Raw genomic sequence first — 22,833 nt, 5'->3', positions numbered from 1 at the left:
AAATACTGTTCGAGGGGGCATGCCATGCGAACTACTGAAGTTGCGAAATCCGTACGTAAACCAACGAATCTGTCGCTGGATAGTGCTCTTCTTAAAGAGGCAAAATACCTTGGAATCAATGTCTCGCGGTCTGCAGAGGCAGGAATTGCGGAAGCAGTCAAACTTCATAAGCGGAGCAAATGGCTTAACGAGAATGCCGAAGCGATTGAAAGCTCGAATGCCTATGTTGAAGCCAACGGCTTGCCTCTTGCACGACATCGGCAGTTCTGATGTCCCGTTTCGATATTTTTGAAAATGAAGAAGGGGCAGGGTACCTGCTGGATGTACAGTCCGACCTTCTCAGTGGCTTGAACACACGAGTAGTCGTGCCGTTACTGCCCAAATCGTCGGCGCCATTCCCTGCGCAGAGGCTCAATCCGGTGTTCAGCATCAACGGCATGGAAGTCGTCATGGCTACTCAATATATAGCCGCTGTACCGGAAACTGAGTTGCGCTTTTGCTCCGGTAGCCTTGCTGAGCTGCAGGATGAGATTGTCGCAGCACTGGATATGCTGTTTTTGGGCTTTTGATTCCACCCCACCAAATGTACCGGGGGTCTGACCCCCACCCCAAAAATCACAAGGTAGTCAAAAACGCCGCCAGCTCCTCAACATCTCCGGCCGTTAACGGGGCGGCAATCCCAATCATCGGTGAGCTCTGCGCCGCCGGGTCCATCTCTTTGAAGCGCTTCAGGGCGATCTTGATGTATTCCGACGGTTGGCCAGCCAGGCGCGGCATATCGCGGAAGCCTTCGGCCTCTTTGCCATGGCAGGCAGAGCACTTCGCCTGAAACTTGGCGCGGCCAGCGTCGATCAGATCGGGAGCAGGGCTGGTGCGGGGCTTGGCTTGTTGCAGGGAGTAGTACACAGCAATGTTGATGCGCTCTTCCACGGTGAGGGTTTGCGCCAGCTTGCTCATCACGTAGTCTTCACGCACGCCGTTGCCGAACTTCTCGAATTGCTCGAACAGGTAAAGCGGGTGCTGGTCGGCCAGATTCGGAATGTAGTCACGCCTGCTGTTGCCGTCTTTCCCGTGGCAAGAGCCGCAAAACAGGATGCGCTCCTTGCCCGCAGCATAGGCGGCATCGCGCCGGGAATCATCGGCCATAATCGATTCCAGCTCACTCAGAGCTTGGTGAACCGATTGGGAAAACGCCACCGGCGCCGCCATCATTCCGGCTACCATCAACCCGCCCATACACAACTTCCGCAGCATCTCGCACCCTGCCATCTGAAAATTGTGCCAAGAATATAGACATACCCGCAGGCCATTCTTGCTAAAGATCAATAAAATCCAACTTGGGGTCAGACCCCCGATACACTTTGCCGGGCAAAATGTACGGGGCTGACCTGCTTCGTTGATTATCTGATGGAAACCTCGAACTCGCCGGATTCGTTGTCTTCTGTTACTTCTACGTCAAACATCATGTGCGAGGGAGCATCGCCGGTGGGTTCGCCAAGCGTTACGCTTCTGGTGCCCAGAGCGCCGTCTTTAAAGGAGGCAATCTGCAGTGTCGCTGTTCTGCCATCTGCGCGACTGTAATTGGCGATGCCAACCTGGTAAGTACCGGTTTGCAGGGTTTCTGCTTCACAAGATGCGAAATAGTGTTCGGGGCCATTGGCTGTGGTGTTATCAACATCCAGGTAGCCGGATTGTCCGCTCATGGTCTGATAGAAGACATGGGAACCGCCGGGTTCATACACGTGCAGGTCGACATCGCCAGTACCGTTCCAGGTCAGTGTGGCGGTAAAGAACCCTGTCTCGGCTTCTGCCGGCATCTCTGGTGGTTGCACAGCTGCCAGTTCATTCTCGATATCTCCCACAACTGCGGCACCAATATTCAGTGCAGGGTTAAGGTAAATCTCCAGAAGCCCGTGCCCCAGGATGTCTGTTTCACCATTCAGGCCCGCCGGGCGATCCAGATAGGCTGGGATAATGTCAGTTATGTCCTGCACACCTCCGGTAGCCCGAAGGGCGTTGATGACAAGGTCTTTGTCCGCGAGGCGATGAGGCCCGTTGGCCATGGGTGTCGCTGGTGCAATATGTACCAGTTTCAATGATTCGGCATCGGTTTGAGATGCAGCATAATCATAAGCGGAATTGGCAAAGAGGTTCCCTTGTGAATGAGCGACCATCACTATCTGTTTACCCTCAACTATCCAGGTATCAAGACGTGATTGATGCTCTGCGTAGTTGTTGAGAGTTGGCGGATTGTCTGCCAGTGAAGTCAGTGATTCCACGATAGATGCACGGTACCAGTCCAGGAAGTCATCGCGAATCTGGGGCAGGGTGGTTGCCAGTTGCCCCAGCTTCTCCCACCAGGTGCCGCCACCGTTGATGAGTTCCAGTGCGAGCTCGAAGCGGCCGTGAAGTATCTGCTCCTGCTCGAGAACCCGTTGCTGGAAAGTTTCTACGAAATCTTCGAGGCCGTTGGTGTGGTTATACATGACCTCGTAGCGAATGTTCTCGCCGTCGGCTCGTTCGTTGCCATGAATACGGCGAAACTCATTCAGCGCACGATGAGCTTCGGCGCTAGTGGTCTGCACCCCATTAAAAAATGCAAAGATAATTCCCGAATCCCGGCAAAGATTCCTTGTTTCAACAGCTTGTGCCCATGCCTGAATAGGCATTGCTGCTACCAGCAAGATGGCCATTCCAACGCTGACAAACTTCCGTGTTTGCTTATTCACAACTGTTTCCCTCCGGCAGCGACCAGGATGAACCATCCAGCGCTTTGTTGAACTCCATGTACTGTTTCAATCGTTCTTCTGTGTTGAATGTAACGGCTTCCAGGTTCCGGGACACGACAGCCGGTTCCGCGCCAGAGTTGGCATCACCAAATACCTCGTAAATACAGGCAGTGGCGCGAGAGATCAGCTGGTTGGTTTGGCGAACGGCCGTGGGGTTTGTAAGGTCTGTACTCAGCACCGACTGATTTGCTTTTGCCGCCTGGTTAGCCGCGGCAACCTGTTCGGTGTCGGAGAACTGGAGGGAAATGTATTCGTCGATATCATCACGAATGCCATTAGTGTCGGTGTCCGTACCGGGCAGTGATGCACTTCGATCGAGTTTGGGTATTTCTCCGGAGTCCTCAAGGGATTGCAGTGTAACTGCAGGGGGTGTTTCCGGTGGTTGAGAGGCGGATTTCGAGGTGTCGCTGTCGTTATCTCCACATGCGACAAGCGCCAGTGCCAACGGCAGGCACAGCAGTTCCGTCTTCATGTTCAGCTCCATTGAAATGTCAGGATCGTCATTGAACCCGGCGCGATTGTATACATAACTTTACATTCATATCAATTGGGGGTCAGACCCCCAATACATTTCACCCCGCAAAATGTTTTTGGGTCTGACCCGCAGTACGGGGTAAGCTGGAAATATCATTCAGCAGACAAGGACATACACGCCTATGAAACTTCGCTTCCTTGGTGGTACTGGCACCGTAACGGGCTCCCGTTATTTGCTTTCAGATGACTCCCATCGCCTGTTGGTCGACTGCGGTATGTATCAGGGCGTGAAAACCCTGCGGCGGCGGAACTGGGCGAAGTTTCCGGTGGATCCTTCCAGCATTGATGCGGTGGTGCTCACCCATGGGCACATTGACCATTCCGGCTACCTGCCGGCGCTGGTGAAGAACGGGTTCAAGGGCAAGATTTACTGCACTAAGGCCACCCATGAGCTGTGCAAGGTGTTGCTGCCGGATGCGGGTTTCCTGCAGGAAGAGGATGCCAAGTACGCGTTTCGGAAGAAGTTTTCCAAACACGAACACCCGGAGCCGCTGTTTACCGAGAAGGATGCCTGGGAAGCGCTCAAGCACTTCGAATCCCTGCATTACCACGAGAAATTCGAGCCGGTGAAGGGCTTTGAAGTTACCTTCACTCCAGCCGGGCATATTTTGGGCTCGTCGTGCGTGCATGTTCACCACAAAGGCGCGGATCGCACTGTGGTGTTCAGTGGCGATGTGGGCCGGCAGGATGACATCATCATGCGTCCGCCGGAGCCGTTACAGAAGGCGGATGTATTGGTGTGCGAGTCCACTTACGGCGATCGTACCCATGGCGAGTCTGACCCGGAGCGGGATCTGGCGGAGATTATCACCAAGACGGCCGGGCGTGGTGGTATCACGCTGATGCCCGCGTTCGCTGTGGGTCGCGCGCAGATGCTGCTATACGTGGTGCACAAACTGATGGGCGAGGGCAGAATTCCCAAGCTGCCGGTGTACCTGAACAGCCCCATGGCCATCAAAGCCACGGAGATCTTCATCAAGCACCATAAAGAGCACAAACTGAACCATGCTCAGTGCGAACTGATCGATGACAAAACCCAGTTCGTGCGCACGGTGGAAGAGTCCATCGAGCTGGATGCCGCCCGATATCCCTGCATCATCATCTCTGCCAGCGGCATGGCCAGCGGCGGTCGCGTGCTGCACCATCTGAAAACCCTGCTGCCGAACCCGCGCAACAGCGTCGTCTTCGCCGGCTTCCAGGCCCCCGGCACCCGTGGCGATGCCCTGGTAAACGGCGCCGAAGACGTGAAAATTCACGGCGAATACTGGCCCGTGAAAGCGGAAATCCACAACCTGAACTCAATGAGCGCCCACGGCGACTACAATGAAATCCTCGCCTGGCTGGAGCAGGGCCACCTGAAGCCCGAGCGCGTGTACGTTACCCACGGCGAAATGCTCGCCAGCGATACCATGCGCAAGCGCATTACTGAGAAATTTGGCTGGCATGCGGAGGTGCCGGAGTTGTTTGAAGAGGTGGAGATCTGAACCCGGCTTCGCCGCCTGCCGTATTCTCAAGCCACCTCGGAAAGTTGCTTCTCCAGACTTTCCGGCAGCGTAATGCGGACAAACAGCTGCTCGGGGAAGAGGTAATCTTCCCCGGATTCATCGATCACCCGCAGCATCCCGACGGCCTTCGCCTGTGGGTCATCGATGAGTTCATAGAGCTTACGCGGCTCAAGCGATGCCTCGTAGCCCTCATTGCTGGTACAAACCACAAAATGATGAGACATAGTATTACTCCAGAAACCGCTTGATCTTAAACTCTTTCTTACCAATACCTGAAGCTTCGTACCAGTGCACTTCCGCTTCCATAGCCTAATCAAACCCAGGAAACCCGCTCCCGCCGAATCACATGCTGGGGCATCCCGGCCGGACAAATCCTTGGTCGGCGGGGTATCACACATTACTTGTGGGTTAGTTTGAAAGTACAACAATCTGTCTCGCCCCTCTGTCAGCGCCATTCGCCAAAGCCTGAAACGCCGCTAAACCCAATCCTCTCGCTCATGCCGAACACGGATAATGAATATGCCGCCGGTATCTATAATTTGATAGATAACGATATGCACCCCAAAAGGGTGGATTCTCACCGGCGGCGATAGTTCCAGCCGCTCTGGCGCTGCAAGTGGGTTGCTGGCAAGGAAATCAAAGCAAGCTTCCAGTCGTGCATGGTATTTGGCTGCTTGCAATTCTCCGAAGTTTTCCAGCCCGTGCACGTAAATAGAAATAACATCTTCTTCAGCCTTCCTGCTGAGAATGTACCCCATCACTGTCACCATCCATGGCTAGCTTTTTAGCAACAGCTCTCAGCTCATCCATAGAGCGTGTTCCCGGCCCGCTGGCAATGCCGGCGGTAACGAGAGCTTGCAGTTCTTCAACTTTACGCAATCTGTCCTGATCCTTGCGAATCAGATCCCTCACGTAATCGCTGGTATTCGAATAGCGCCCGGATTGCGCTTGCAGCTCCGCCCAGTGTTTCATGGCTTCGGGCAGGGAAATGTTCATGGTTGCCATAAATAAGCCCTCCTGACGGTAAATTATGGCAAAGATTGCCAGTCGAGGCACGTATGAATCAAATCCAGGAAACCCGCTCCCGCCGAAACCCCACCGGCGCCGTCCCTGTACCCGCAGCATCCCCATACCGCTCCTTCATCCGCTTTTGGAAACCCTCAGAACCCAGCGCCAGCCCGGCAATCGCGGAATAGCGAATCTGGTCTTCCACCGCCTCCGGCATCGGGCTGACCACAAAATTGCGATAACTCACCAGCCGCTGATCGGCATCCGGCTGCAATTCCAGGTAACAAGGGTGGGGCACATGAAAGCGCGAACCGCTGCCGTAGGCATGGCATAAATAGCTGGACCACTGGTATTCGCCGGCGTAATCCACCATGCCCGCCTTCACCGGGTTCAGTTCAATGTAGCGCTGGCATTGCAGGAAATACTCCTCGGTATCCACCAGGCAAGACTTGAAACGCCCCTCCCACAAGCCTCCGGTGCGCTCGTACCGGGCGTTGTAATACTGCGCGTAAGACTGCCCGATCGACTTCATAAAAGCCGACAGCCCGTCATCAGTCTTCGGCGTTACCAGCAGGTGAGTGTGGTTGGTCATGAACACCCACGCGTGAATATCTACCTCGAACTTCTCCTGGTAGCGCGTGAGATACATCGAATAGGTGGCGAAATCAGACAAATCCTGAAAACAAACCTGCCGGTTATTGCCCCGCTGAATCACATGCTGGGGCATCCCGGCCGGACAAATCCTTGGTCGGCGGGGCATCACACATTCCTTGTGGATTAATTTGAAAGCGCAACAATCTGCCCCAGCTGCGCCAAAATTTCAAGCCCGGGTCAGACCCAGAATACATTTCACCCCGAAAAATGTACTGGGGGTCTGACCCCGTTTTGAAAGCTGGCAGGTTGCAATTTCATCATAATGAGCTATTAATAACTCGCAAGGGCTTAAAATGGGTTTTTTATAAATCACTATGTCGAAAATAAGTAGCAGGCCATATTCCAGATACAATCGAACAGCCCTCGAGCTGCTCGCTACGTCCATCCGAAGTGAGCGCCTCCGGCAAAAACTGACAGCACAGGAGCTGGCAGAGCGGGCGGGCATATCTCGAAGCATGCTTCAGCGTATCGAAAAAGCAGACCCAGCCTGCGCCATTGGTGCGGTGTTCGAGGTGGCTACGATTCTTTCGATCCCTCTTTTTGAGGAGGATCCTGCAGCGCTTGGAAGGGCTCTGGCCACTGCAAAACAGACGCTGGCCTTGCTGCCAAAGTCGGCAAGAAAACCAAGGACGGAAGTGGATGATGATTTCTGATAGCGAAGCGTATGTCTGGATCTGGCTGCCCGGTCAGGTTGAGCCGGTTGTGGCGGGCCGGCTGGAAGCGGAGAACGGTCGGCTCAGCTTCACATACGGTAAGAGTTACTTGAGCCGAATTGAGCAAACGCCGGCAGCCATTCCGATCTATGAGCCGGAACTACCATTGGGCAAGGGTGTAATCCAGCCGCCTGATGGATTGGAAATGCCTGGTTGTATTCGGGATGCGGCGCCCGATGCCTGGGGCAGACGGGTCATCATCAACAAGCGCCTTGGTCTGAAGGGTGCAGGTGTAGATCCCGCACGGCTGGATGAAATCATCTACCTGCTCGAATCCGGCTCCGACCGAATCGGAGCTCTGGATTTTCAGCGTTCGCCGACAAACTACGAGGCGCGAGCTGCAAAAAATGCCACCCTTGAAGAATTGCTAGCATCGGCCGACCGGGTTGAAAAAGGAATTCCGCTAACGCCGGAGTTGGACCAGGCGTTGTTCCACGGTAGTTCCATCGGTGGCGCCCGGCCCAAGGCACTGATTGAAGACGGCGGAAAAAAATACATCGCCAAATTCTCCTCAACTACCGACATCTACAACGTAGTCAAAGCCGAATACATCGCCATGCGTTTGGCAGCCATAGCGGGGCTAAGTGTCGCGCCGGTGCGGCTGACCTCCGTGGCCAATCGGGATATCCTGCTGATCGAGCGCTTCGACCGAGAGCACACAGCCAAAGGCTGGGCCAGAAAAGCCGTGGTATCGGCGCTCACCATTCTGAGCCTTGACGATATGATGGCGCGCTACGCCAGTTACGAAGACTTCGCTGAAATCATACGGCACCGGTTCGCAAACCCCATTGAAACCCTTCGAGAACTCTTTACCCGTCTGGTATTCAACGTCTTGTGCGGCAACACCGATGACCACGCCAGAAACCATGCAGCCTTCTGGGATGGTCGGCAACTTCAACTTACGCCGGCCTACGACATTTGCCCCCAAGGCAGAACCGGCAACGAAGCCTCTCAGGCCATGCTGATTGCGGGCCACAACAATCTGAGCCAGCTGGCCACCTGCCTGAAGGCCGCATCTTCATTCCTGTTGCCCCCATCAGAAGCCGAAGACATCTTCGACCACCTGATCAGCACCATAAACACCCACTGGGCCAACGTGTGCGACGAAGCAGCGCTGAGCACCGTAGATGCAAACCTCCTGTGGCAGCGCCAATTTCTCAACCCCTTCTCCCTGCAGCGCTACTGAAGCCCGGGTCAGACCCCCAATACATTTCACCCCGCAAAATGTACTGGGGGTCTGACCCCCAAAGTTTGTTAACATGGGGGAAAACGGTCAGGCAGGATGCAATCATGCACTACAGCTCCATACTTCCGGATGTGATCAGGCTGGCGGATGAGGCCAGTGAGAAGGTGCTTCATATCTACGAGTCCGATTTCAAGGTGCGGTACAAGGAAGACAATTCGCCGATTACCGCGGCGGATGAGGCGGCTCACGAGATCATCTGTAAGGGCCTGCGCAACATCAGCCGGGACATTCCGATTCTTTCGGAGGAAGGCGCGGAGATTCCCTGGGAAGAGCGCAAAAGCTGGCGCCGGTTCTGGCTGATCGACCCGATTGACGGCACCAAGGACTTCACCCAGCGCAGCGGCGAATTCACCGTGAATATCGCCATGATCGAAGACGGCGTGCCGGTGATGGGCGTGGTTACGGCACCTGCTCTGAAAGAAGCCTTCTGGGGGATCAAAGGCGAAGGCGCCCACATGCGCGACCGCACTGGTCGGGTACACCGAATCCGCGTGGCAGAACCCCGGGAAACCCTGCGGGTAGTCGCCAGCAAAAATCACCTGAACGACGAAACCCGCGCCTTCATCGACACACTCGGCCCCCACGAAACCGTGCAGGCCGGCAGCTCCCTGAAATTCTGCCGCATCGCCGAAGGCCATGCCGACATCTACCCGCGCATGGGCCCCACCAGTGAATGGGACACCGCAGCGGCCCATGCCATTCTTCTCGCGGCTGGGGGGCAGGTGCAGACGGTGGATGGTAAGCCGTTGGTGTATGGCAAAGAGGATATTTTGAATCCGCACTTTATTGCGGCGGGTGGGTGGTATTTTTAACGAGCGGGCCAGACCCCCGGTACATTTTGCTTTGCCAAATGTATCGGGGGTCTGACCCCGGATAACGGGGCAGAAGTTATGTACGCAATTGAGTTTGAAGCCCAGATCAAAGATGGAGTGGTCAAGATTCCCGAACAGTACGCGCGGTTAATGAATGCGCACGCTCGGGTAGTTGTGCTTATAGATAATGCCGACCAGGAAACGAAAGCGATGTCTGAGCATTCTGCGAGCACCATTGATGAGTGGAAGGATCCACAAGAGGACGAGGTATGGACATAAAGCCCGGCGATGTCGTGCTTTGCGAGTTTTACTTTTCAGACTTTCAAAAGAGCAAGCGCCGGCCGGTAGTGGTGTTGAAAGATAACTTGCCCTTTGATGATTTCGTAGGAATCCCGATAAGCAGCAAGATTGAGAAGCTTACGTGATCTCCAAGGCTGTGGTGCAGAAGAAGTATGGTGAGCTGACAGAATCCCGCTTTGAGCAGCTGCATGGGGATTTTTGCCGCTACTTTGGCTGTTGCTGAGTTTGGACGACAGGCGCTGGCAGAAGGGTGGGGTCAGGCCACGTGGGGCCCGACCCCTTTGTAGCCTGAAAGTTTTAAAGCGGGTCAGACCCCCGATACATTTTGCCTTGGCAAATGTATCGGGGGTCTGACCCCGGATTGGGGAATGGGATGACCTGGTACGCGTTACAACATAAGCCTGCGCAGGGCGATCGGGCGGTTCAGCATTTGCAGAACCAGGATGTTGCCTGTTTCTACCCGAAGATTGAGGTGGAGAGGGTGAAGGGCGGCAAGCGGGCGAAGCGGCTGGAGCCGTTATTTCCGGGGTATGTATTTGTGAACCTGGAGCAGACGAACCCTATGTGGGCGAAGCTGCGGTCTACCCGGGGGGTGATTCGGGTGGTGAGTTTTGCCAATAAGCCGGCGGCGATTGCGGATGAGGTGATTGATCACATCAAGGCCAGCATGGATAAGGTGGCGGAGCAGGGTGGTATCAAGCCGGGGCAGGCGGTGGAGCTGGATGATGGGCCGTTTAAGGGCATCGGGGCGATTTTTCAGGCTTACGATGGGGAAGAGCGGGCGATTGTACTCATAACCTTTATGCAGAAGCAGCAGCGGGTTAGTGTGCCGGTTTCGGCGATTCGGCCTTAGTGGAGATGGGGTTGGCTCTGGAGTAGGCAGGGAGTCTGACCCGTAGGGTCAGACCCCTTTGTCAGACCCCTTTGTAGCCTGCAGGGTAAGTAGCACCTGGCTTGCGGGCTACTCAGGGGTCGGGCCCTACGTGGCCTGACCCCTCCCTTTTGAAACTCAGGGTCAGACCCCTTTGTAGCTGGCTTAGTTAATTACCTCATATCGAATTGTGATCACATCACCACCCACTGGCAGTGCGGTGCCGCGCAGCAGTACGGTGTTCGACAGCGGGCGGTAGATCCAGCCGTTTTGGGCGTCCTGGCTTACCGGAACTACGGTGCCGTTTTTGCGCACTTCGATGGTTACCGGGTCTACGTTTTCCGGCAGTTCGAAGCGGTTGCTTACGCCGCCGGCGTTTTTGGAGATTTCTTCCATGAACGCGCTGAAGTCCTGGGTGGCGCCGATGTTGCCGAAGGAGCCGCCGGTGGCCAGGGCCAGGTCATCGTACTGGCTGTTGGGCGCGTCGTTCTCGTCAACCAGCGAATACACGGTGTAGCCACGTTCGGTGAACAGGTTGATCTGAGGATCAAACTCCGCACCACCTGCCGAGCGGCGGGTGTACTGGCTGGGCTCGTCGCTCAGGATCACCACAGACAGTGAAGAACCACTGCGTGGGTAACCCTCCGCAGTCACCACGCCATCCTCCGCATCGCCCTGTGCGGTCGACAGCAGCGCCTGCTCAGCGTTATAGATGCCGGTTTCGGTTGCAGAACCGTAGGTGCCCTGGTTCACCACATCATCACGGAACTCCTGCAGATCATTGGTGAACGCACCGTCTTCATTGGTGTCGGCCAGTTCAATGGTTTCACCGGTATTAATCGTACCAATCTGGAAATCCAGGCCGGAACTCTGCATCACATTCACAAACGAATCCGCCGCATCCGCCAGCGATTGTTGGTCGTCGCTCATACTGCCGGAATTGTCGATCACAAACAGGAAGTCCGCCAGGTTGCTGCCGCCTTCCACGGTGAATTGCTGTTCACCGGCGGTACGGGTAACACCCGGGGCAGACACGTTGCGGCCGCTGTTCAGGCGGGAAATCGCGTTCTCCCAGGTGTTCAGCTTGGCGGCCGGAGTTACAGATGCAATCAGCACCAGCTTGTCGTCATCGGCTTCTGGGGTGCCCTGGTCCTGATACACCACGGTCATGAACAGGCGGAACTCGGTTTCAGGCGTTTCAGAAGCCAGGCTCGCCGGCAGGCCGGTCACTTCGCCGCCCACAGCGTTCACGCCCAGCAGTGAAACCAGTGCATTGGCCACCTCAGTAGGCTTGGCGCCGTTGGTTACCGATAGCGTATAAACGCCGTTGTAGATCATGCCGCCGAATAGCTGGCCGGTAGATATGTTTGCAACCGACAAGCCGTTGTCCCCCAGGTTAATCTGATCGGCGAAGTTCTGCAGCACGTCGCGCGCATCAGAGCCAGCAGACATCACCGGCCGCTCAGCCACAAACGAGGCTACCTCGCGGGTGGCCAGCGAGCTGGCGGTAGTATTAGTGGCTTCCATCGTGCTGGCCGAACTGGCGAAAGCCATGCGTACCGGTTGAGACGTAGCCGGAGCCGCGAATGCCTGAACAGACGCCGGTTCCGCCACTGCTTCCGAAGAACCGGCAAACATCATCGCACCGTCGAAATCGCCGCCCGGCTGTTCTTCCGGCACATCGAATTCCGCAGGAACAGAGACCGCTGCCGAGCCGGTCGCTACCGTTTCTACCTCAGTGGTGTTCTCCTCCGGTGTGGAGGTGTCTTCGCCTGTGTCAGCGTTGCCATCCGGCACCACATTACACACGTCAAACGACTTCTCCACCGTGCCATCGCGCACGGCCTCCACCAGGTAGCCGCCGCTGGCACAGCGCTCGCTGCCGGTATCCAGCGTGGTCACCCGCAGAAGGTCGCCGTCCATGTTTTCCACAACCGTGCCGCTGCAAATCTGCACCCGGTCGGTAACTTCATCGGCATCCAGAATGCTGTTGAAGTTGGCATCCAGCCCTGCGGCAATCTCTCGGCCGCCTTCCGGGCACACGCCGTTGGCTGGAATGTTCCCGGCCACGGCAAACAGCCCCATATCGTCATCATCGGGAATGTAAGCCCCATCGTTATCCGTAAGCCAGCAACCGCTCAAAGACAACGAAGAAGCCGCCATAGCAGCAGCCAGCGCAGACCGCCCAAACCTTACCTTGTTCATCCTTTAACTCCTTGGTGTTTTTGTTCCGGGCAGGGGAAACCGCAAACGCCTGCAAGCGCACAGGCGAAAACCCACACCAGGCAGCCCGGGCCCTGGTGCGAGAAGAGAGAAAACTGTGGGAGAGAGAAAAACTGCATGAGGAAGAATCCTTTCTTGTGTCACTACTGGCCGAATCCTTCGGCCGACATGTAGAGAGTAGTGGCATAACTGGAGTGTTTCAAGTTTGCATTTAAATTTTATCGTTTGTGGGGTTTTATGCTTTACTTGGTGAATGGCGCTGGGTTGGGTGGGGAGTCTGACGCCTTTGTAGCCTTTGGGTCATGTGCGCCAGACCTTGCAGGCTTCAAAGGGGTCGGGCCCTACGTGGCCTGACCCCACCCTTCTGCCGGCGGCGATCTCCTGGTTAGAGAATGGCTCTGGAGAAGGCAGGGAGTAGGCAGGGAGTTCGGAGTAGGCAGGGAGTCTGACCCGTGGGGTCAGACCCCTTTGTCAGATTCCTTTGTCAGATTCCTTCGCAGATTCCGGTTTGCAATTTTTTACATTGTTTTTGAGGTGTAAGTCCTTGATTTTGAATTATTGGCCTAAGATGTCACTTGTTTGTAACACCGGAACCCGTACAATCGCGCCGGTTTTCGAGCAAATCCTCATAACCCTGACAAGGAGTCAGTTGGGAAATCTTCCCTCCGGCACAGCCGCTGCCCCCTTGTCCATACGTTGAACAGTCTTCTTATGCCCTCAAAACACTGGACCCTGGTCGGTGGGGCGGTAGCGTGCCTGACGGCGCTTTCCTACACCGCGACTACCCATGCAGCCCCCTGGATTGAACCCGGCGACAGCCGCACGCGTTTTGCCTTGCAAAAGCTGGCGGACCGCGGCCATTTTGATCGTACGGTATCCACCTGGCCGGTAATGTGGAGCACGGTGGCGCAAGACATCAACCCCAGCGTTACCTCAGACCCAACCGCCACCGCAGGCGCCATGGCCTACCTGAATGCCGAAGAACGGGCGCAGTTCCGCACAGGCACAAGGGCCGAATTCATCCTGGCGGGCAGCACTGAGCAGCCCCTGGTACAAGGCTTCGGCAACGCGCGGCAGGAAGAAGGCCAGGCCACGCTGGACTGGCAATGGCAGGGCGAACACTTTGCCATCGGCCTGTCACCCACCGTGGTGGCCAACCCCACAGACGACGAACAATACCGCTACGACGGCAGCTACCTGGCCGGCACTCTCGGTAACTGGGTATTGGGCGCAGGCGCCATCGAACGCTGGTGGGGCCCGGGCTGGCAGTCCAGCCTGATTCTCTCCAACAACGCCCGGCCCATGCCCGCCGTATGGCTCAACCGCAAGCGGGATCTGGCACCAACCTCCAAATGGCTCAGCTGGATTGGCCCCTGGAACCTCACCGTGTTCGCCGGCCAGTTTCAGGACAAACGCACCATCGATAACGCCAAACTCATCGGCATGCGCTTCACCTTCCGCCCTGTGCAAGGGCTGGATATCGGCCTGTCCCGCGCCATTCAGTTTGGTGGGGAAGGGCAGCCGGAAAACAGCTCCGCCCTGTGGGATGCGCTCATCGGTAAAGAAAACGGCCAGCAAGGCGAAGGCCAGGACCCCGGCAACCAGCTCGGCAGCATTGACATCCGCTATGGCTTCGCCTTGGGCAACCAATCCATGGGCCTGTACACCCAAATGATGGGCGAAGACGAAGCCGGCGCCTTCCCGGCCCGCAAATCCTGGCTGCTGGGCACAGACTGGACCACCGGCCTGTTCAACACAGACCAGCAATGGTTCCTGGAATACAGCAACACCACCGCCGATGACTTCCTGGGCGATGCCATGCCCAACGTCACCTACGAACACTTCCAGTACCGCACCGGTTACCGGCACCACGGCCGCAACCTGGCCAACAGCTTCGAAGGCGATGCCGAAACCCTCACCCTGGGCGCGCACCAGTTCTTCGACAACGGCAACAACCTCTCGCTAACCTTCAGCTACGCCGAATTTAACAGCGATGGCCAGGTACGCGCGCAAATGCCAGACCCAGACGTGCGCTACTACATCCCCGCCACCCACCAGAAAACCGGTATCGTCAACCTGGGCTACGGCACCGCCCTGTTCAACGGCCGGCTGGACCTCAACCTGCGGGGCACCGAAAAGAAAATCCAGCTTGCAGGCATAGAGCTGGACCAATGGTCCGCGAGTGCCAGCTGGCGCTACCGTTTCTGACCAACGCCTGAAACCTGACTAATGCAACAAATCCATAATCCGGCTATCATCACCGGCCTGATAACCAAAAAAACATCCCGGCATTTCAACTATGGTATTGCGTACACTCATCACCCTGGCCGCCGTGCTGGCACTGTCCGGCTGTGCCTTTGCCCCCGGCTCGCACATCAACACCAGCGGCTGGAACCCGGATTACCAAAGCCCACCGGAAGAAGACTTCACCCACCTGGTACAAGTAAAACGCATAGGCCCAGACACCCTGCGCAACGCCATCGTGGCCGACGTACCGCCACCGGCGCCAAACCTGGTTCGTGAAGACAGCGACTACCAATACAAAATCGGCATTGGCGACGTACTGCAAATCACCGTATGGGACCACCCGGAACTCACCATACCTGCCGGCTCCAACCGCAGTTCGCAGGAATCCGGTAACGTGGTTAATGAAAACGGCACTATCTATTACCCCTACATCGGCTACGTGCAAGTGGCCGGCTTGACCACCCAGGAAGTGCGGGAAGAAGTCGCCAGCCGCCTGGCCCGCTACATTGAAGCTCCGCAAGTTGATGTCTCAGTTGCGGATTTTCGCAGCCAGCGTGTCTATGTAAGCGGCGCGGTTGATGAACCCGGTGTGTACCCGCTCACTAACGTACCCACCCGGCTGGTGGATGTGGTCAGCCTGGCTGGCGGGCTGGAAGAGGGCGCAGACTGGCGCAATGTAACCCTTACCCGGGATGGCAAAGACTACCGCCTGTCACTTAAAGCCATCTACGAAACCGGCAACAAACTGCATAACGTACTTCTGCAGCAGGGCGACGTCATCAACGTCCCTCTGGGCGATGACCAGAAAGTCTTCATGCTGGGCGAAGTGGGCAGCACCAAAACCCTGCCTATGGGCCGCAACGGCCTCACCCTGGCCGAAGCGATATCCAACGCAGGCGGCCTGAACGAGCGCCAGTCTGATGCCACCGGCGTATTTGTGGTGCGCCGTACCGAGAATGCTGACCCAGACAGCGACCACCTCATCGACATGTACCAGCTCAACCTGAAAGACGCCACTGCCCTGGTACTGGCAGACGGCTTCACCCTTAACAACCGCGATATGGTGTACGTAACCGCTGCCCCGTTGGCGCGTTGGAATCGCGTTGTGTCGCTGCTGGTGCCGTCGTTTACCGCCCTGTTCCTGGGTGACCGCGCTGTAAACCTGGGCGACTAACCCCGTATGTTCAACCGCATACTCGTGCTCTGCACCGGCAACATCTGCCGCAGCCCGGTGGCTGAAGCCATGTTCAAAGCCGGCCTGCCGGGTAAAGCGGTGGAGTCCGCCGGCCTTGGCGCGCTGGTAGACCACCCAACAGACCCGAGCGCAGCGGAACTGGCCCGGCAAGCCGGCCTCGATGTGAGCGAACACAAAGCCCGCCAGGCCACCACCGCCATGTTCAGAAATGCAGACCTCATACTGGTAATGAGCGAAGGCCAGAAAGCCCGGGTAGCAGAGCTGGACCCAACCGCCTCCGGCAAAACCATGCTCATTGGCCACTGGCTCCCGGGCCGGCCAGACATCCCGGACCCCTACAAAAAAAGCCGCGAAGCCTTCGCCCACGTACACCAACTACTCGAAGAAGCCGTAACCGCCTGGCTTCCCCGATTGAAATAACTCCAAGAGCCACGAATGACCCAAGCAAACAATACCGCAGCAACCAACCGGCAAGACAACGACGAAATCGACATCGGCTTTCTGCTCGGCAGCCTGTGGGACCACAAAATTTTCATTGCAGTCATGGCTGTGATATTCACTGCCGCTGGTCTGGTGTACGCGACACTCCAAACGCCCATTTATCAGGCAGACGCCCTGGTACAGGTAGAAAAGAAATCCGGAACCATTCCCGGAGCAGATATGGGTCAGATGCTGGGCGGCAATGGTGGCAGCGATACCAGTACAGAAATCGAGATTTTCCGCTCCCGCATGATTTTGGGGAAAGTGGTTAACCAGACCGATCTGGATATCGCCATTCAGCCCACCAGCCTACCAATACTCGGAGACTGGCCGCGGAGAAAAGGCATAACCCGCCCGGGATTCATGGAAGGCAAGCCATCCGTGTGGGCAGGTGAAACACTGGAAATCAAAGAGCTGGTTACCAGCCACGCAACCAACACCATGGTGATGTCGTTGCAGTCTCTGGGTAACGGCCGTTATCTGCTGAAGGACACACAAGGCAGCGAGTTAGGGCAAGGTATGGTTGGCCAGAAGCTCACGGTGGAAGAGCCCTGGCTGGAACTGACCGTTGCGGAACTCAACGCGCCAGCCGGAGCCGTATTCACCGTTGTAAAAAGAAGCCACCTATCCGCCATCGGCGGCCTGAAAGGGCGGCTTGGTATTCAGGATCAGCGCGGTACCGGTATTCTGCGACTTACGCTGAGCGGGCCAGACAGGGACGAGCTGGTGCGAAGCCTGAATGCCACGACCCAGGTATTTTTAACGCAGAACGTTGCCCGTCAGGCGGCCGAGGCTGAAAAGAGTCTCGAGTTTCTGGAGGAGCAGGCTCCCAAATTACGGGAACAGCTCAACGAAGCCGAAAACCGCCTGAACGAATACCGCCTGCAAAGCGACAGCATAGACCTCAGCTTTGAAACCCAGAACGCCCTCAACAGCCTGGTGAGCATCGAAGCCAGCCTGAACGAACTCCAGCTGCAGGAAACCGAACTGGCCCGGCGCTTTACCCCCAACCACCCGGTGTACCGCTCCCTGCTTGAAAAGAAAGAACAACTGCTGCGTGAAAAAGCCCGCCTGGAAGAGCGCACCGGCAACCTGCCAGAAACCCAGCAGCAAATCCTGCGCCTGAGCCGGGATGTACAAGTCACCCAGGAAATCTACGTGCAACTGCTCAACCGCATGCAGGAGCTGCGCTTGGCCCGGGCCGGCACCGTGGGTAACGTACGCATACTGGACGACGCCGTAGTGCAAGGCCAGGTAGCCCCCAAGCGCAACCTGATCGTCGCCGTGGCCGGCATGAGCGGCCTGCTGCTGGCCATGATCATCGTACTGCTGCGCGCCGCCTTTAACCGGGGCATCGTATCGCCGGAACAGCTGGAAGACCTGGACCTGCCGGTCTATGCCACCGTGCCTCTGTCTGAAGAAGAAAACCGCCGCAGCGCCAAAGGCAAGAAAGCCGGCAAGCGCAAAGCCAAATCCAAAGGTGGCCTGCTGGCCGTACGCAACCCGGCCGACCTCTCCATAGAAGCCATCCGCGGCCTGCGTACCTCTTTACACTTCGCCATGATGGAAGGCAGCGACAACCGCCTGGTCATCACCGGCCCAAGCCCCGCCATCGGTAAAAGCTTCATGGCCAGTAACCTGGCCGCCATCTGCGCCCAGGCCGGCCAAAAGGTGGTGGTGGTCGACGGCGACATGCGCAAAGGCCACCTAAACGAAGCCTTCAAACAGGATTCCCACAACGGCCTTTCGGAAGTGCTCTCCGGCAAACTGGAATTCGCACAAGCCGTAAAAACATCTGAAGTAGAAGGTCTGAGCTGGGTAAGCCGAGGCAGCGCCCCGCCCAACCCCTCAGAACTGCTCATGCAGGCCAGATTCACCGAGTTCCTGGATTACCTGAGCGAACACTTTGACCTGGTAATCATAGACACCCCACCGATCCTCGCGGTAACAGACGCCGCCATCATCGGCAAACAATGCGGCACCACCCTGATGGTCGTGCGCTTTGGGCAAAACACCCCCAAAGAAATCCAGATAGCCGAAAACCGTCTGGCCACCGGTGGCGTTACCCTCAAGGGCACAATCCTGAACGCCATGGAAAAGAAAGCGGCGACCAGTTACGGGTATTACGGGTACTACAACTACTCCTACAAATCCGAGTAAGCAGGCTACAAAGGGGGCTGACCCCACGCCCCCACAACCAGCAATCTACAAAGGGGTCTGACCCTACGAGGTCAGACCCCCACCAAAGCCAGCGACAATCACCAATCCAGCGCCAATCACCAAAAAAGCACCCATTAATGTTCACCCAGCTAAAAGAACTCTACTCCCTCCTAACCAACGAGCAGCGCAAAAAGCTCCGCCGCCTCCAATTCCTGGTCGTCCTCATGGCCTTCGCAGAGCTGGGCAGCGTACTCTCCATCGGCCCCTTCATGGCCCTGGTAGGAGACATGAGCCAACTCCAAGGCGACGGCATAGTAGGCGACATTTACCGCATGAGCGGCTTAGAAGACCCCCGCACATTCCTGTTCTGGACAGGCATCGGCGTTCTGGTGGCCCTTACCATCGCTGCACTCATTTCCATGTTCACCATCTGGCGCCTGTCCATGTACGGTGCAAGGGTTGGCGCAGAGCTCAGCAGCCGCCTGTACAGCCATTACATGCACCAACCCTGGCTTTTCCACGCCAGTGGTAGCAGCAGCCAACTCACCAACCAGATTGCACAGGAATGCGGGCGAATTACTAACGGCATCATCAACCCGTTAATGCAGATGAACGCCCGCATCGTGATGGCCGCACTCATGGCCGTAGCAATCTTTATCTTCAACCCGGCAGTGGCTATCACCGGATTAGTCATCTTCGCAGTAGCCTATATGGCCATGTACAGAATCGTGCGCCAACGCCTGATCAGAAACGGCGGCACCATCACTTCTGCCCAGCGTATGCGCTTCAAGTTAATGGGGGAAGGGTTCGGCGGCATTAAGGATGCACTCCTGCTTGGTAGGCAGCAGGTTTTCACGGACCGGTTTGATCAAGCCAGCATCCGCTTTGCCGATGCCCAAGGCAAAAACCAGGTAATGAGCCAGGTACCCCGCTTCGTCATGGAGCTAGTGGCCTTTGGCAGCGTAATCTTCCTGATTCTGTACCTGCTCGCCGCTCACGACGGCAACCTGGGCACCATACTGCCATTGCTCTCCGTCTATGCCCTGGCAGGTTTCAAGTTGCTTCCGGCCTTTCAGCTAATATACAGCAGTATTTCCGGCATACGAGGTAACCTGACTGCCTTCGAAGGGCTCCGCGATGACCTGAGAGCCAGCGCAACAGCAACCCTTCAGCTTGCCCCCAGTGAGAACTCCGGCGAGCATTTAGCCCCCCGCAAGACTATCGAACTCAAAAACGTACAGTTCACCTACCCCGGCAAAGCAGAGCCTGCGCTTCGGGATTTAACGATCAACATAGGCGTCAACCAAGTTATCGGCCTTGTAGGCGCCTCTGGCTCAGGAAAGTCGACAGCTATAGATATCTTGCTTGGCCTCATCCAGCCGGAAAACGGTGAGTTACTGATCGACGGTAAACCGATCACGAAACAGCAGCTCCGCGCCTGGCAGAATTCCCTGGGATTCGTGCCGCAATCCATCTTCCTGGCCGACAGCAGCATCCGCGAGAACATAGCTTTCGGCTTGCCCCCCGAGTTGGTAGATGAAGAAAAGGTACAGCGAGCAGCCACCATGGCCCATTTGGATGAGCTACTGGCAGAGCTGCCGGAAGGATTAAACACCAGAGTCGGGGAGCGGGGTGTTCAGCTTTCAGGTGGCCAGCGCCAGCGCATTGGCATTGCCCGTGCGCTCTACCACGATGCAGATGTTCTTATTCTGGATGAGGCCACCAGCGCACTGGATGGCATTACGGAAAAACTGATTATGGACGCAATTCATGATTTCTCCGGCAAGAAAACCATCATCATGATTGCGCACCGTTTGGCTACCGTTAAAAAGTGCGACTCCATCTACCTTCTGGCCAATGGCCAAGTGACAGATCAGGGAACCTACGCCGAACTTTGCCAGCGCAACGATGTTTTCAAGCGGATGGCAGATCATGCCTGAGAAGAACTCTATGAAACTCCTAGTCACCGGCGGCGCCGGCTTCATAGGCTCCGCCGTAATTCGCCACATCATCACCCACACCAACGATGAAGTGGTCAACCTCGACAAACTCACCTACGCCGGCAACCTCGAAAGCCTGGCCGAGGTCAGCGATAACGAACGCTACAGTTTCGAACAAGTCGACATCTGCAACCGCGCCGAAGTAGACCGCGTACTGGCCCAACACAAGCCAGACGCCATCATGCACCTGGCGGCCGAGAGCCACGTAGACCGCTCCATAGATGGCCCGGCAGACTTTGTCGAAACCAACATCGTAGGCACCTACACCCTGCTGGAAGCCACCCGCCAATACTGGCAGGCGCTGGAAGCCGAAAAGAAAGCCAACTTCCGCTTCCACCACATCAGCACAGACGAAGTCTACGGCGACCTCCCGCATCCGAGCGAAACGCCAAACGCGGAAGAGCACCTGTTCACCGAACAAACCGCCTACGCCCCCAGCAGCCCGTACAGTGCCAGCAAAGCCAGCTCAGACCACCTGGTACGCGCCTGGCAACGCACCTACGGCCTGCCGGTACTGGTCACCAATTGCTCCAACAACTACGGCACCTACCACTTCCCGGAAAAGCTCATCCCGTTGATGATCCTCAACGCCCTGGAAGGCAAGCCGCTCCCGGTATACGGCAAAGGCGACCAGATCCGCGACTGGCTGTTTGTGGAAGACCACGCCCGCGCCCTCTACAAAGTCGTCACCGAAGGCCAACCCGGCGAAACCTACAACATCGGCGGCCACAACGAAAAACAGAACATCGACGTAGTGCACACCATCTGCGACATCCTCCAGGAACTCCGCCCGCAGGAGCGCAGCTATCGGGATCTGATTGCCTTTGTGCAAGACCGCCCCGGCCATGACATGCGCTACGCCATAGACGCCAGCAAAATCCAGAAAGAACTGGGCTGGGCCCCCGAAGAAACCTTCGAAACCGGCATCCGCAAAACCGTCCAGTGGTACCTCGACAACCTCGACTGGTGCCAGCGCGTACAGGATGGCAGCTACCAGCGCGAACGCCTGGGAACAAACAATTGATTTGCCACTAAATCCACGAAAGAACACAAAAAAATCTTTTATTCTTTATTTTTATTTCGTGTCCTTTAGCGGATTTCGTGGCAAAAAAAGTCTCGAAGGGGTCTGTCCCTACGTGGACAGACCCCCATGGCACCAAATTTGATCAGCGGGTGGTCCCCTCACACTCCGAATTGAAGTCAAGGAAGCAAAAGTGAAAGGAATAATCCTGGCAGGCGGCTCCGGCACCCGCCTGTACCCCATAACACTCGGCACCTCCAAACAACTCCTGCCGGTGTACGACAAACCCATGATCTACTACCCGCTCTCTGTACTCATGCTGGCGGGCATCCGGGATATCCTCATCATCACCACCCCGGAAGATCAGGCCGGCTTCAAGCGCGCACTCGGCACCGGCGAACAATTCGGCATCAACCTCAGCTACGAAATCCAGCCAAGCCCGGACGGCCTAGCTCAGGCCTTTATCATCGGCGAAGAGTTCATCGGTAACGACAGCGTGTGCCTGGTACTGGGCGATAACATCTTCTACGGCCAAGGATTTACTCCCAAGCTTCATGAAGCGGTGGAGCAAGTGAACAAACAGGGTGGGGCTACTGTGTTCGGTTACCAGGTAAAAGACCCGGAAAGGTTCGGCGTGGTTGAGTTCGATAGTGCTCAAAAAGCTATTTCTATTGAAGAAAAGCCCACTAAGCCAAAATCACACTTTGCGGTTACTGGTCTTTATTTTTACGACAACAAAGTGATCAACATTGCCAAATCTGTTCAGCCATCAAATCGTGGTGAACTGGAAATTACAGACGTGAACCGGGCGTATCTTGAAAAAGGCGAATTGAAGGTAAACCTGTTAGGCCGAGGTTTTGCGTGGTTGGATACTGGTACCCACGAAAGCCTCCTGGAAGCGGCACAATTCGTAGAAACTATCGAGAAACGCCAAGGTTATAAGATCGCCTGCTTGGAAGAGATTGGTTACAACCAAGGGTGGTTGAGTCAGCAGCAGCTTGAACAGCAAGCTTTGCAACTCCAAAAAAACAACTATGGAGATTATTTGAAGGCTTTGGCGAGGGGCGAGGAATAG

At 56.3% G+C, this 22,833-nt stretch carries 23 protein-coding genes and 1 pseudogene; 16 read left to right on the top strand and 8 right to left on the bottom strand.

Going from position 1 to position 22,833, the window contains the following annotated elements:
- Positions 1–24 precede the first annotated feature (24 nt).
- Together Q668_RS16705 and Q668_RS00950 are read left to right on the top strand one after the other, a co-directional pair.
- Positions 25–270 (top strand): type II toxin-antitoxin system CcdA family antitoxin, encoded by a 246-nt coding sequence (locus Q668_RS16705; protein ID WP_081697530.1) that lies wholly within the window; start codon positions 25–27, stop codon positions 268–270.
- Positions 270–569, top strand: coding sequence for a CcdB family protein (locus Q668_RS00950; protein ID WP_022987711.1), 300 nt, complete (start codon positions 270–272; stop codon positions 567–569). The genes Q668_RS16705 and Q668_RS00950 overlap by 1 nt, the downstream gene beginning before the upstream one ends.
- Before the next feature lie 46 nt (positions 570–615).
- On the opposite strand, the gene Q668_RS00945 is transcribed toward Q668_RS00950, so the two are convergent.
- The 3 genes from Q668_RS00945 to Q668_RS00935 all read right to left on the bottom strand — a co-directional run bounded on the left by Q668_RS00945 (position 616) and on the right by Q668_RS00935 (position 3,261).
- Complete coding sequence (locus Q668_RS00945; protein WP_022987710.1) at positions 616–1,254, bottom strand: c-type cytochrome; 639 nt, start codon at positions 1,252–1,254, stop codon at positions 616–618.
- A 146-nt stretch (positions 1,255–1,400) separates the two neighbouring features.
- Complete coding sequence (locus Q668_RS00940; protein WP_036218755.1) at positions 1,401–2,729, bottom strand: membrane protein; 1,329 nt, start codon at positions 2,727–2,729, stop codon at positions 1,401–1,403.
- The gene (locus Q668_RS00935) at positions 2,722–3,261 is read right to left on the bottom strand and encodes a hypothetical protein (protein WP_152521749.1); all 540 of its coding nucleotides are present in this window, start codon (positions 3,259–3,261) and stop codon (positions 2,722–2,724) included. The genes Q668_RS00940 and Q668_RS00935 overlap by 8 nt, the downstream gene beginning before the upstream one ends.
- Before the next feature lie 184 nt (positions 3,262–3,445).
- Between Q668_RS00935 and Q668_RS00930 the strand changes: the two genes are divergently transcribed.
- Complete coding sequence (locus Q668_RS00930) at positions 3,446–4,807, top strand: MBL fold metallo-hydrolase (RefSeq protein ID WP_022987707.1); 1,362 nt, start codon at positions 3,446–3,448, stop codon at positions 4,805–4,807.
- A gap of 26 nt (positions 4,808–4,833) precedes the next feature.
- Here the strand turns inward: Q668_RS00930 and Q668_RS00925 are convergent, their stop codons facing one another.
- From Q668_RS00925 to Q668_RS00910, 4 genes are all read right to left on the bottom strand, one after another.
- On the bottom strand, positions 4,834–5,052 hold the full coding sequence (locus Q668_RS00925) for a hypothetical protein (RefSeq protein ID WP_022987706.1): 219 nt from the start codon (positions 5,050–5,052) through the stop codon (positions 4,834–4,836).
- Between the two features lie 252 nt (positions 5,053–5,304).
- Positions 5,305–5,586, bottom strand: coding sequence for a type II toxin-antitoxin system RelE/ParE family toxin (locus Q668_RS00920; RefSeq protein ID WP_022987705.1), 282 nt, complete (start codon positions 5,584–5,586; stop codon positions 5,305–5,307).
- On the bottom strand, positions 5,558–5,833 hold the full coding sequence (locus Q668_RS00915) for a type II toxin-antitoxin system ParD family antitoxin (RefSeq protein ID WP_022987704.1): 276 nt from the start codon (positions 5,831–5,833) through the stop codon (positions 5,558–5,560). Before Q668_RS00915 ends, Q668_RS00920 begins: the two co-directional genes overlap by 29 nt.
- Before the next feature lie 58 nt (positions 5,834–5,891).
- On the bottom strand, positions 5,892–6,563 hold the full coding sequence (locus Q668_RS00910) for a transposase (protein ID WP_022987703.1): 672 nt from the start codon (positions 6,561–6,563) through the stop codon (positions 5,892–5,894).
- A 241-nt stretch (positions 6,564–6,804) separates the two neighbouring features.
- Between Q668_RS00910 and Q668_RS00905 the strand changes: the two genes are divergently transcribed.
- From Q668_RS00905 to rfaH, 6 genes are all read left to right on the top strand, one after another.
- Entirely contained in the window at positions 6,805–7,143 is a 339-nt protein-coding gene (locus Q668_RS00905; RefSeq protein WP_036218751.1) for a helix-turn-helix domain-containing protein, read from the top strand.
- Positions 7,130–8,389, top strand: a complete 1,260-nt coding sequence (locus Q668_RS00900; RefSeq protein ID WP_227498245.1) for a type II toxin-antitoxin system HipA family toxin — start codon at positions 7,130–7,132, stop codon at positions 8,387–8,389. Before Q668_RS00905 ends, Q668_RS00900 begins: the two co-directional genes overlap by 14 nt.
- Positions 8,390–8,493: 104 nt before the next feature.
- Positions 8,494–9,261: a 3'(2'),5'-bisphosphate nucleotidase CysQ gene (gene cysQ, locus Q668_RS00895; RefSeq protein ID WP_022987700.1), complete on the top strand. Its 768-nt coding sequence runs from the start codon at positions 8,494–8,496 to the stop codon at positions 9,259–9,261.
- Between the two features lie 78 nt (positions 9,262–9,339).
- Positions 9,340–9,540, top strand: a complete 201-nt coding sequence (locus tag Q668_RS00890; protein WP_022987699.1) for a hypothetical protein — start codon at positions 9,340–9,342, stop codon at positions 9,538–9,540.
- Positions 9,531–9,686, top strand: coding sequence for a type II toxin-antitoxin system PemK/MazF family toxin (locus Q668_RS17705; protein ID WP_022987698.1), 156 nt, complete (start codon positions 9,531–9,533; stop codon positions 9,684–9,686). Before Q668_RS00890 ends, Q668_RS17705 begins: the two co-directional genes overlap by 10 nt.
- Before the next feature lie 248 nt (positions 9,687–9,934).
- Complete coding sequence (gene rfaH / locus Q668_RS00880) at positions 9,935–10,414, top strand: transcription/translation regulatory transformer protein RfaH (RefSeq protein ID WP_022987696.1); 480 nt, start codon at positions 9,935–9,937, stop codon at positions 10,412–10,414.
- Positions 10,415–10,597: 183 nt separating this feature from the next.
- Here the strand turns inward: rfaH and Q668_RS00875 are convergent, their stop codons facing one another.
- Positions 10,598–12,637 carry a vWA domain-containing protein gene (locus tag Q668_RS00875; protein ID WP_022987695.1) on the bottom strand — a complete coding sequence of 680 codons (2,040 nt, stop codon included), beginning with the start codon at positions 12,635–12,637 and terminating at the stop codon, positions 10,598–10,600.
- Between the two features lie 729 nt (positions 12,638–13,366).
- Here Q668_RS00875 and Q668_RS00870 point away from each other — a divergent pair.
- From Q668_RS00870 to rfbA, 7 genes and pseudogenes are all read left to right on the top strand, one after another.
- The gene (locus Q668_RS00870) at positions 13,367–14,863 is read left to right on the top strand and encodes a capsule assembly Wzi family protein (RefSeq protein WP_036218749.1); all 1,497 of its coding nucleotides are present in this window, start codon (positions 13,367–13,369) and stop codon (positions 14,861–14,863) included.
- A gap of 91 nt (positions 14,864–14,954) precedes the next feature.
- Positions 14,955–16,076, top strand: coding sequence for a polysaccharide export protein (locus Q668_RS00865; RefSeq protein WP_022987693.1), 1,122 nt, complete (start codon positions 14,955–14,957; stop codon positions 16,074–16,076).
- A gap of 6 nt (positions 16,077–16,082) precedes the next feature.
- Positions 16,083–16,517 (top strand): low molecular weight protein-tyrosine-phosphatase, encoded by a 435-nt coding sequence (locus Q668_RS00860; protein WP_022987692.1) that lies wholly within the window; start codon positions 16,083–16,085, stop codon positions 16,515–16,517.
- Between the two features lie 15 nt (positions 16,518–16,532).
- Positions 16,533–18,737, top strand: a complete 2,205-nt coding sequence (locus Q668_RS00855) for a polysaccharide biosynthesis tyrosine autokinase (protein ID WP_022987691.1) — start codon at positions 16,533–16,535, stop codon at positions 18,735–18,737.
- Positions 18,738–18,874: 137 nt separating this feature from the next.
- Positions 18,875–20,404, top strand: a pseudogene (locus Q668_RS00850) (ATP-binding cassette domain-containing protein); the annotation flags it as partial.
- Positions 20,405–20,687: 283 nt separating this feature from the next.
- Positions 20,688–21,761, top strand: a complete 1,074-nt coding sequence (gene rfbB / locus Q668_RS00845; RefSeq protein ID WP_036218774.1) for a dTDP-glucose 4,6-dehydratase — start codon at positions 20,688–20,690, stop codon at positions 21,759–21,761.
- A gap of 190 nt (positions 21,762–21,951) precedes the next feature.
- Positions 21,952–22,833, top strand: coding sequence for a glucose-1-phosphate thymidylyltransferase RfbA (gene rfbA, locus Q668_RS00840; RefSeq protein ID WP_022987688.1), 882 nt, complete (start codon positions 21,952–21,954; stop codon positions 22,831–22,833).

This window comes from Marinobacter sp. ES-1, from assembly GCF_000475255.1.
GTDB classification, from domain to species: Bacteria; Pseudomonadota; Gammaproteobacteria; order Pseudomonadales; family Oleiphilaceae; genus Marinobacter; species Marinobacter vinifirmus.
Note: the sequence above shows the minus strand (reverse complement) of the source record. Positions and strands in the feature narration are given on the sequence as shown.

Bases quoted from the DNA above. Each gene is read 5' to 3' on its own strand.
- Q668_RS00915 (WP_022987704.1), bottom strand. From the start codon at position 5,833: ATGGCAACCATGAACATTTCCCTGCCCGAAGCCATGAAACACTGGGCG.
- Q668_RS00890 (WP_022987699.1), top strand. From the start codon at position 9,340: ATGTACGCAATTGAGTTTGAAGCCCAGATCAAAGATGGAGTGGTCAAG.
- Q668_RS00900 (WP_227498245.1), top strand. From the start codon at position 7,130: ATGATGATTTCTGATAGCGAAGCGTATGTCTGGATCTGGCTGCCCGGT.
- Q668_RS16705 (WP_081697530.1), top strand. From the start codon at position 25: ATGCGAACTACTGAAGTTGCGAAATCCGTACGTAAACCAACGAATCTG.
- rfaH (WP_022987696.1), top strand. From the start codon at position 9,935: ATGACCTGGTACGCGTTACAACATAAGCCTGCGCAGGGCGATCGGGCG.
- Q668_RS00925 (WP_022987706.1), bottom strand. From the start codon at position 5,052: ATGTCTCATCATTTTGTGGTTTGTACCAGCAATGAGGGCTACGAGGCA.
- Q668_RS00950 (WP_022987711.1), top strand. From the start codon at position 270: ATGTCCCGTTTCGATATTTTTGAAAATGAAGAAGGGGCAGGGTACCTG.
- rfbB (WP_036218774.1), top strand. From the start codon at position 20,688: ATGAAACTCCTAGTCACCGGCGGCGCCGGCTTCATAGGCTCCGCCGTA.
- Q668_RS00870 (WP_036218749.1), top strand. From the start codon at position 13,367: ATGCCCTCAAAACACTGGACCCTGGTCGGTGGGGCGGTAGCGTGCCTG.
- Q668_RS00855 (WP_022987691.1), top strand. From the start codon at position 16,533: ATGACCCAAGCAAACAATACCGCAGCAACCAACCGGCAAGACAACGAC.
- Q668_RS00920 (WP_022987705.1), bottom strand. From the start codon at position 5,586: ATGGGGTACATTCTCAGCAGGAAGGCTGAAGAAGATGTTATTTCTATT.
- Q668_RS00875 (WP_022987695.1), bottom strand. From the start codon at position 12,637: ATGAACAAGGTAAGGTTTGGGCGGTCTGCGCTGGCTGCTGCTATGGCG.
- cysQ (WP_022987700.1), top strand. From the start codon at position 8,494: ATGCACTACAGCTCCATACTTCCGGATGTGATCAGGCTGGCGGATGAG.
- Q668_RS00910 (WP_022987703.1), bottom strand. From the start codon at position 6,563: ATGCCCCAGCATGTGATTCAGCGGGGCAATAACCGGCAGGTTTGTTTT.
- Q668_RS00930 (WP_022987707.1), top strand. From the start codon at position 3,446: ATGAAACTTCGCTTCCTTGGTGGTACTGGCACCGTAACGGGCTCCCGT.
- Q668_RS00905 (WP_036218751.1), top strand. From the start codon at position 6,805: ATGTCGAAAATAAGTAGCAGGCCATATTCCAGATACAATCGAACAGCC.
- Q668_RS17705 (WP_022987698.1), top strand. From the start codon at position 9,531: ATGGACATAAAGCCCGGCGATGTCGTGCTTTGCGAGTTTTACTTTTCA.
- Q668_RS00865 (WP_022987693.1), top strand. From the start codon at position 14,955: ATGGTATTGCGTACACTCATCACCCTGGCCGCCGTGCTGGCACTGTCC.
- Q668_RS00935 (WP_152521749.1), bottom strand. From the start codon at position 3,261: ATGAAGACGGAACTGCTGTGCCTGCCGTTGGCACTGGCGCTTGTCGCA.
- Q668_RS00860 (WP_022987692.1), top strand. From the start codon at position 16,083: ATGTTCAACCGCATACTCGTGCTCTGCACCGGCAACATCTGCCGCAGC.
- Q668_RS00945 (WP_022987710.1), bottom strand. From the start codon at position 1,254: ATGCTGCGGAAGTTGTGTATGGGCGGGTTGATGGTAGCCGGAATGATG.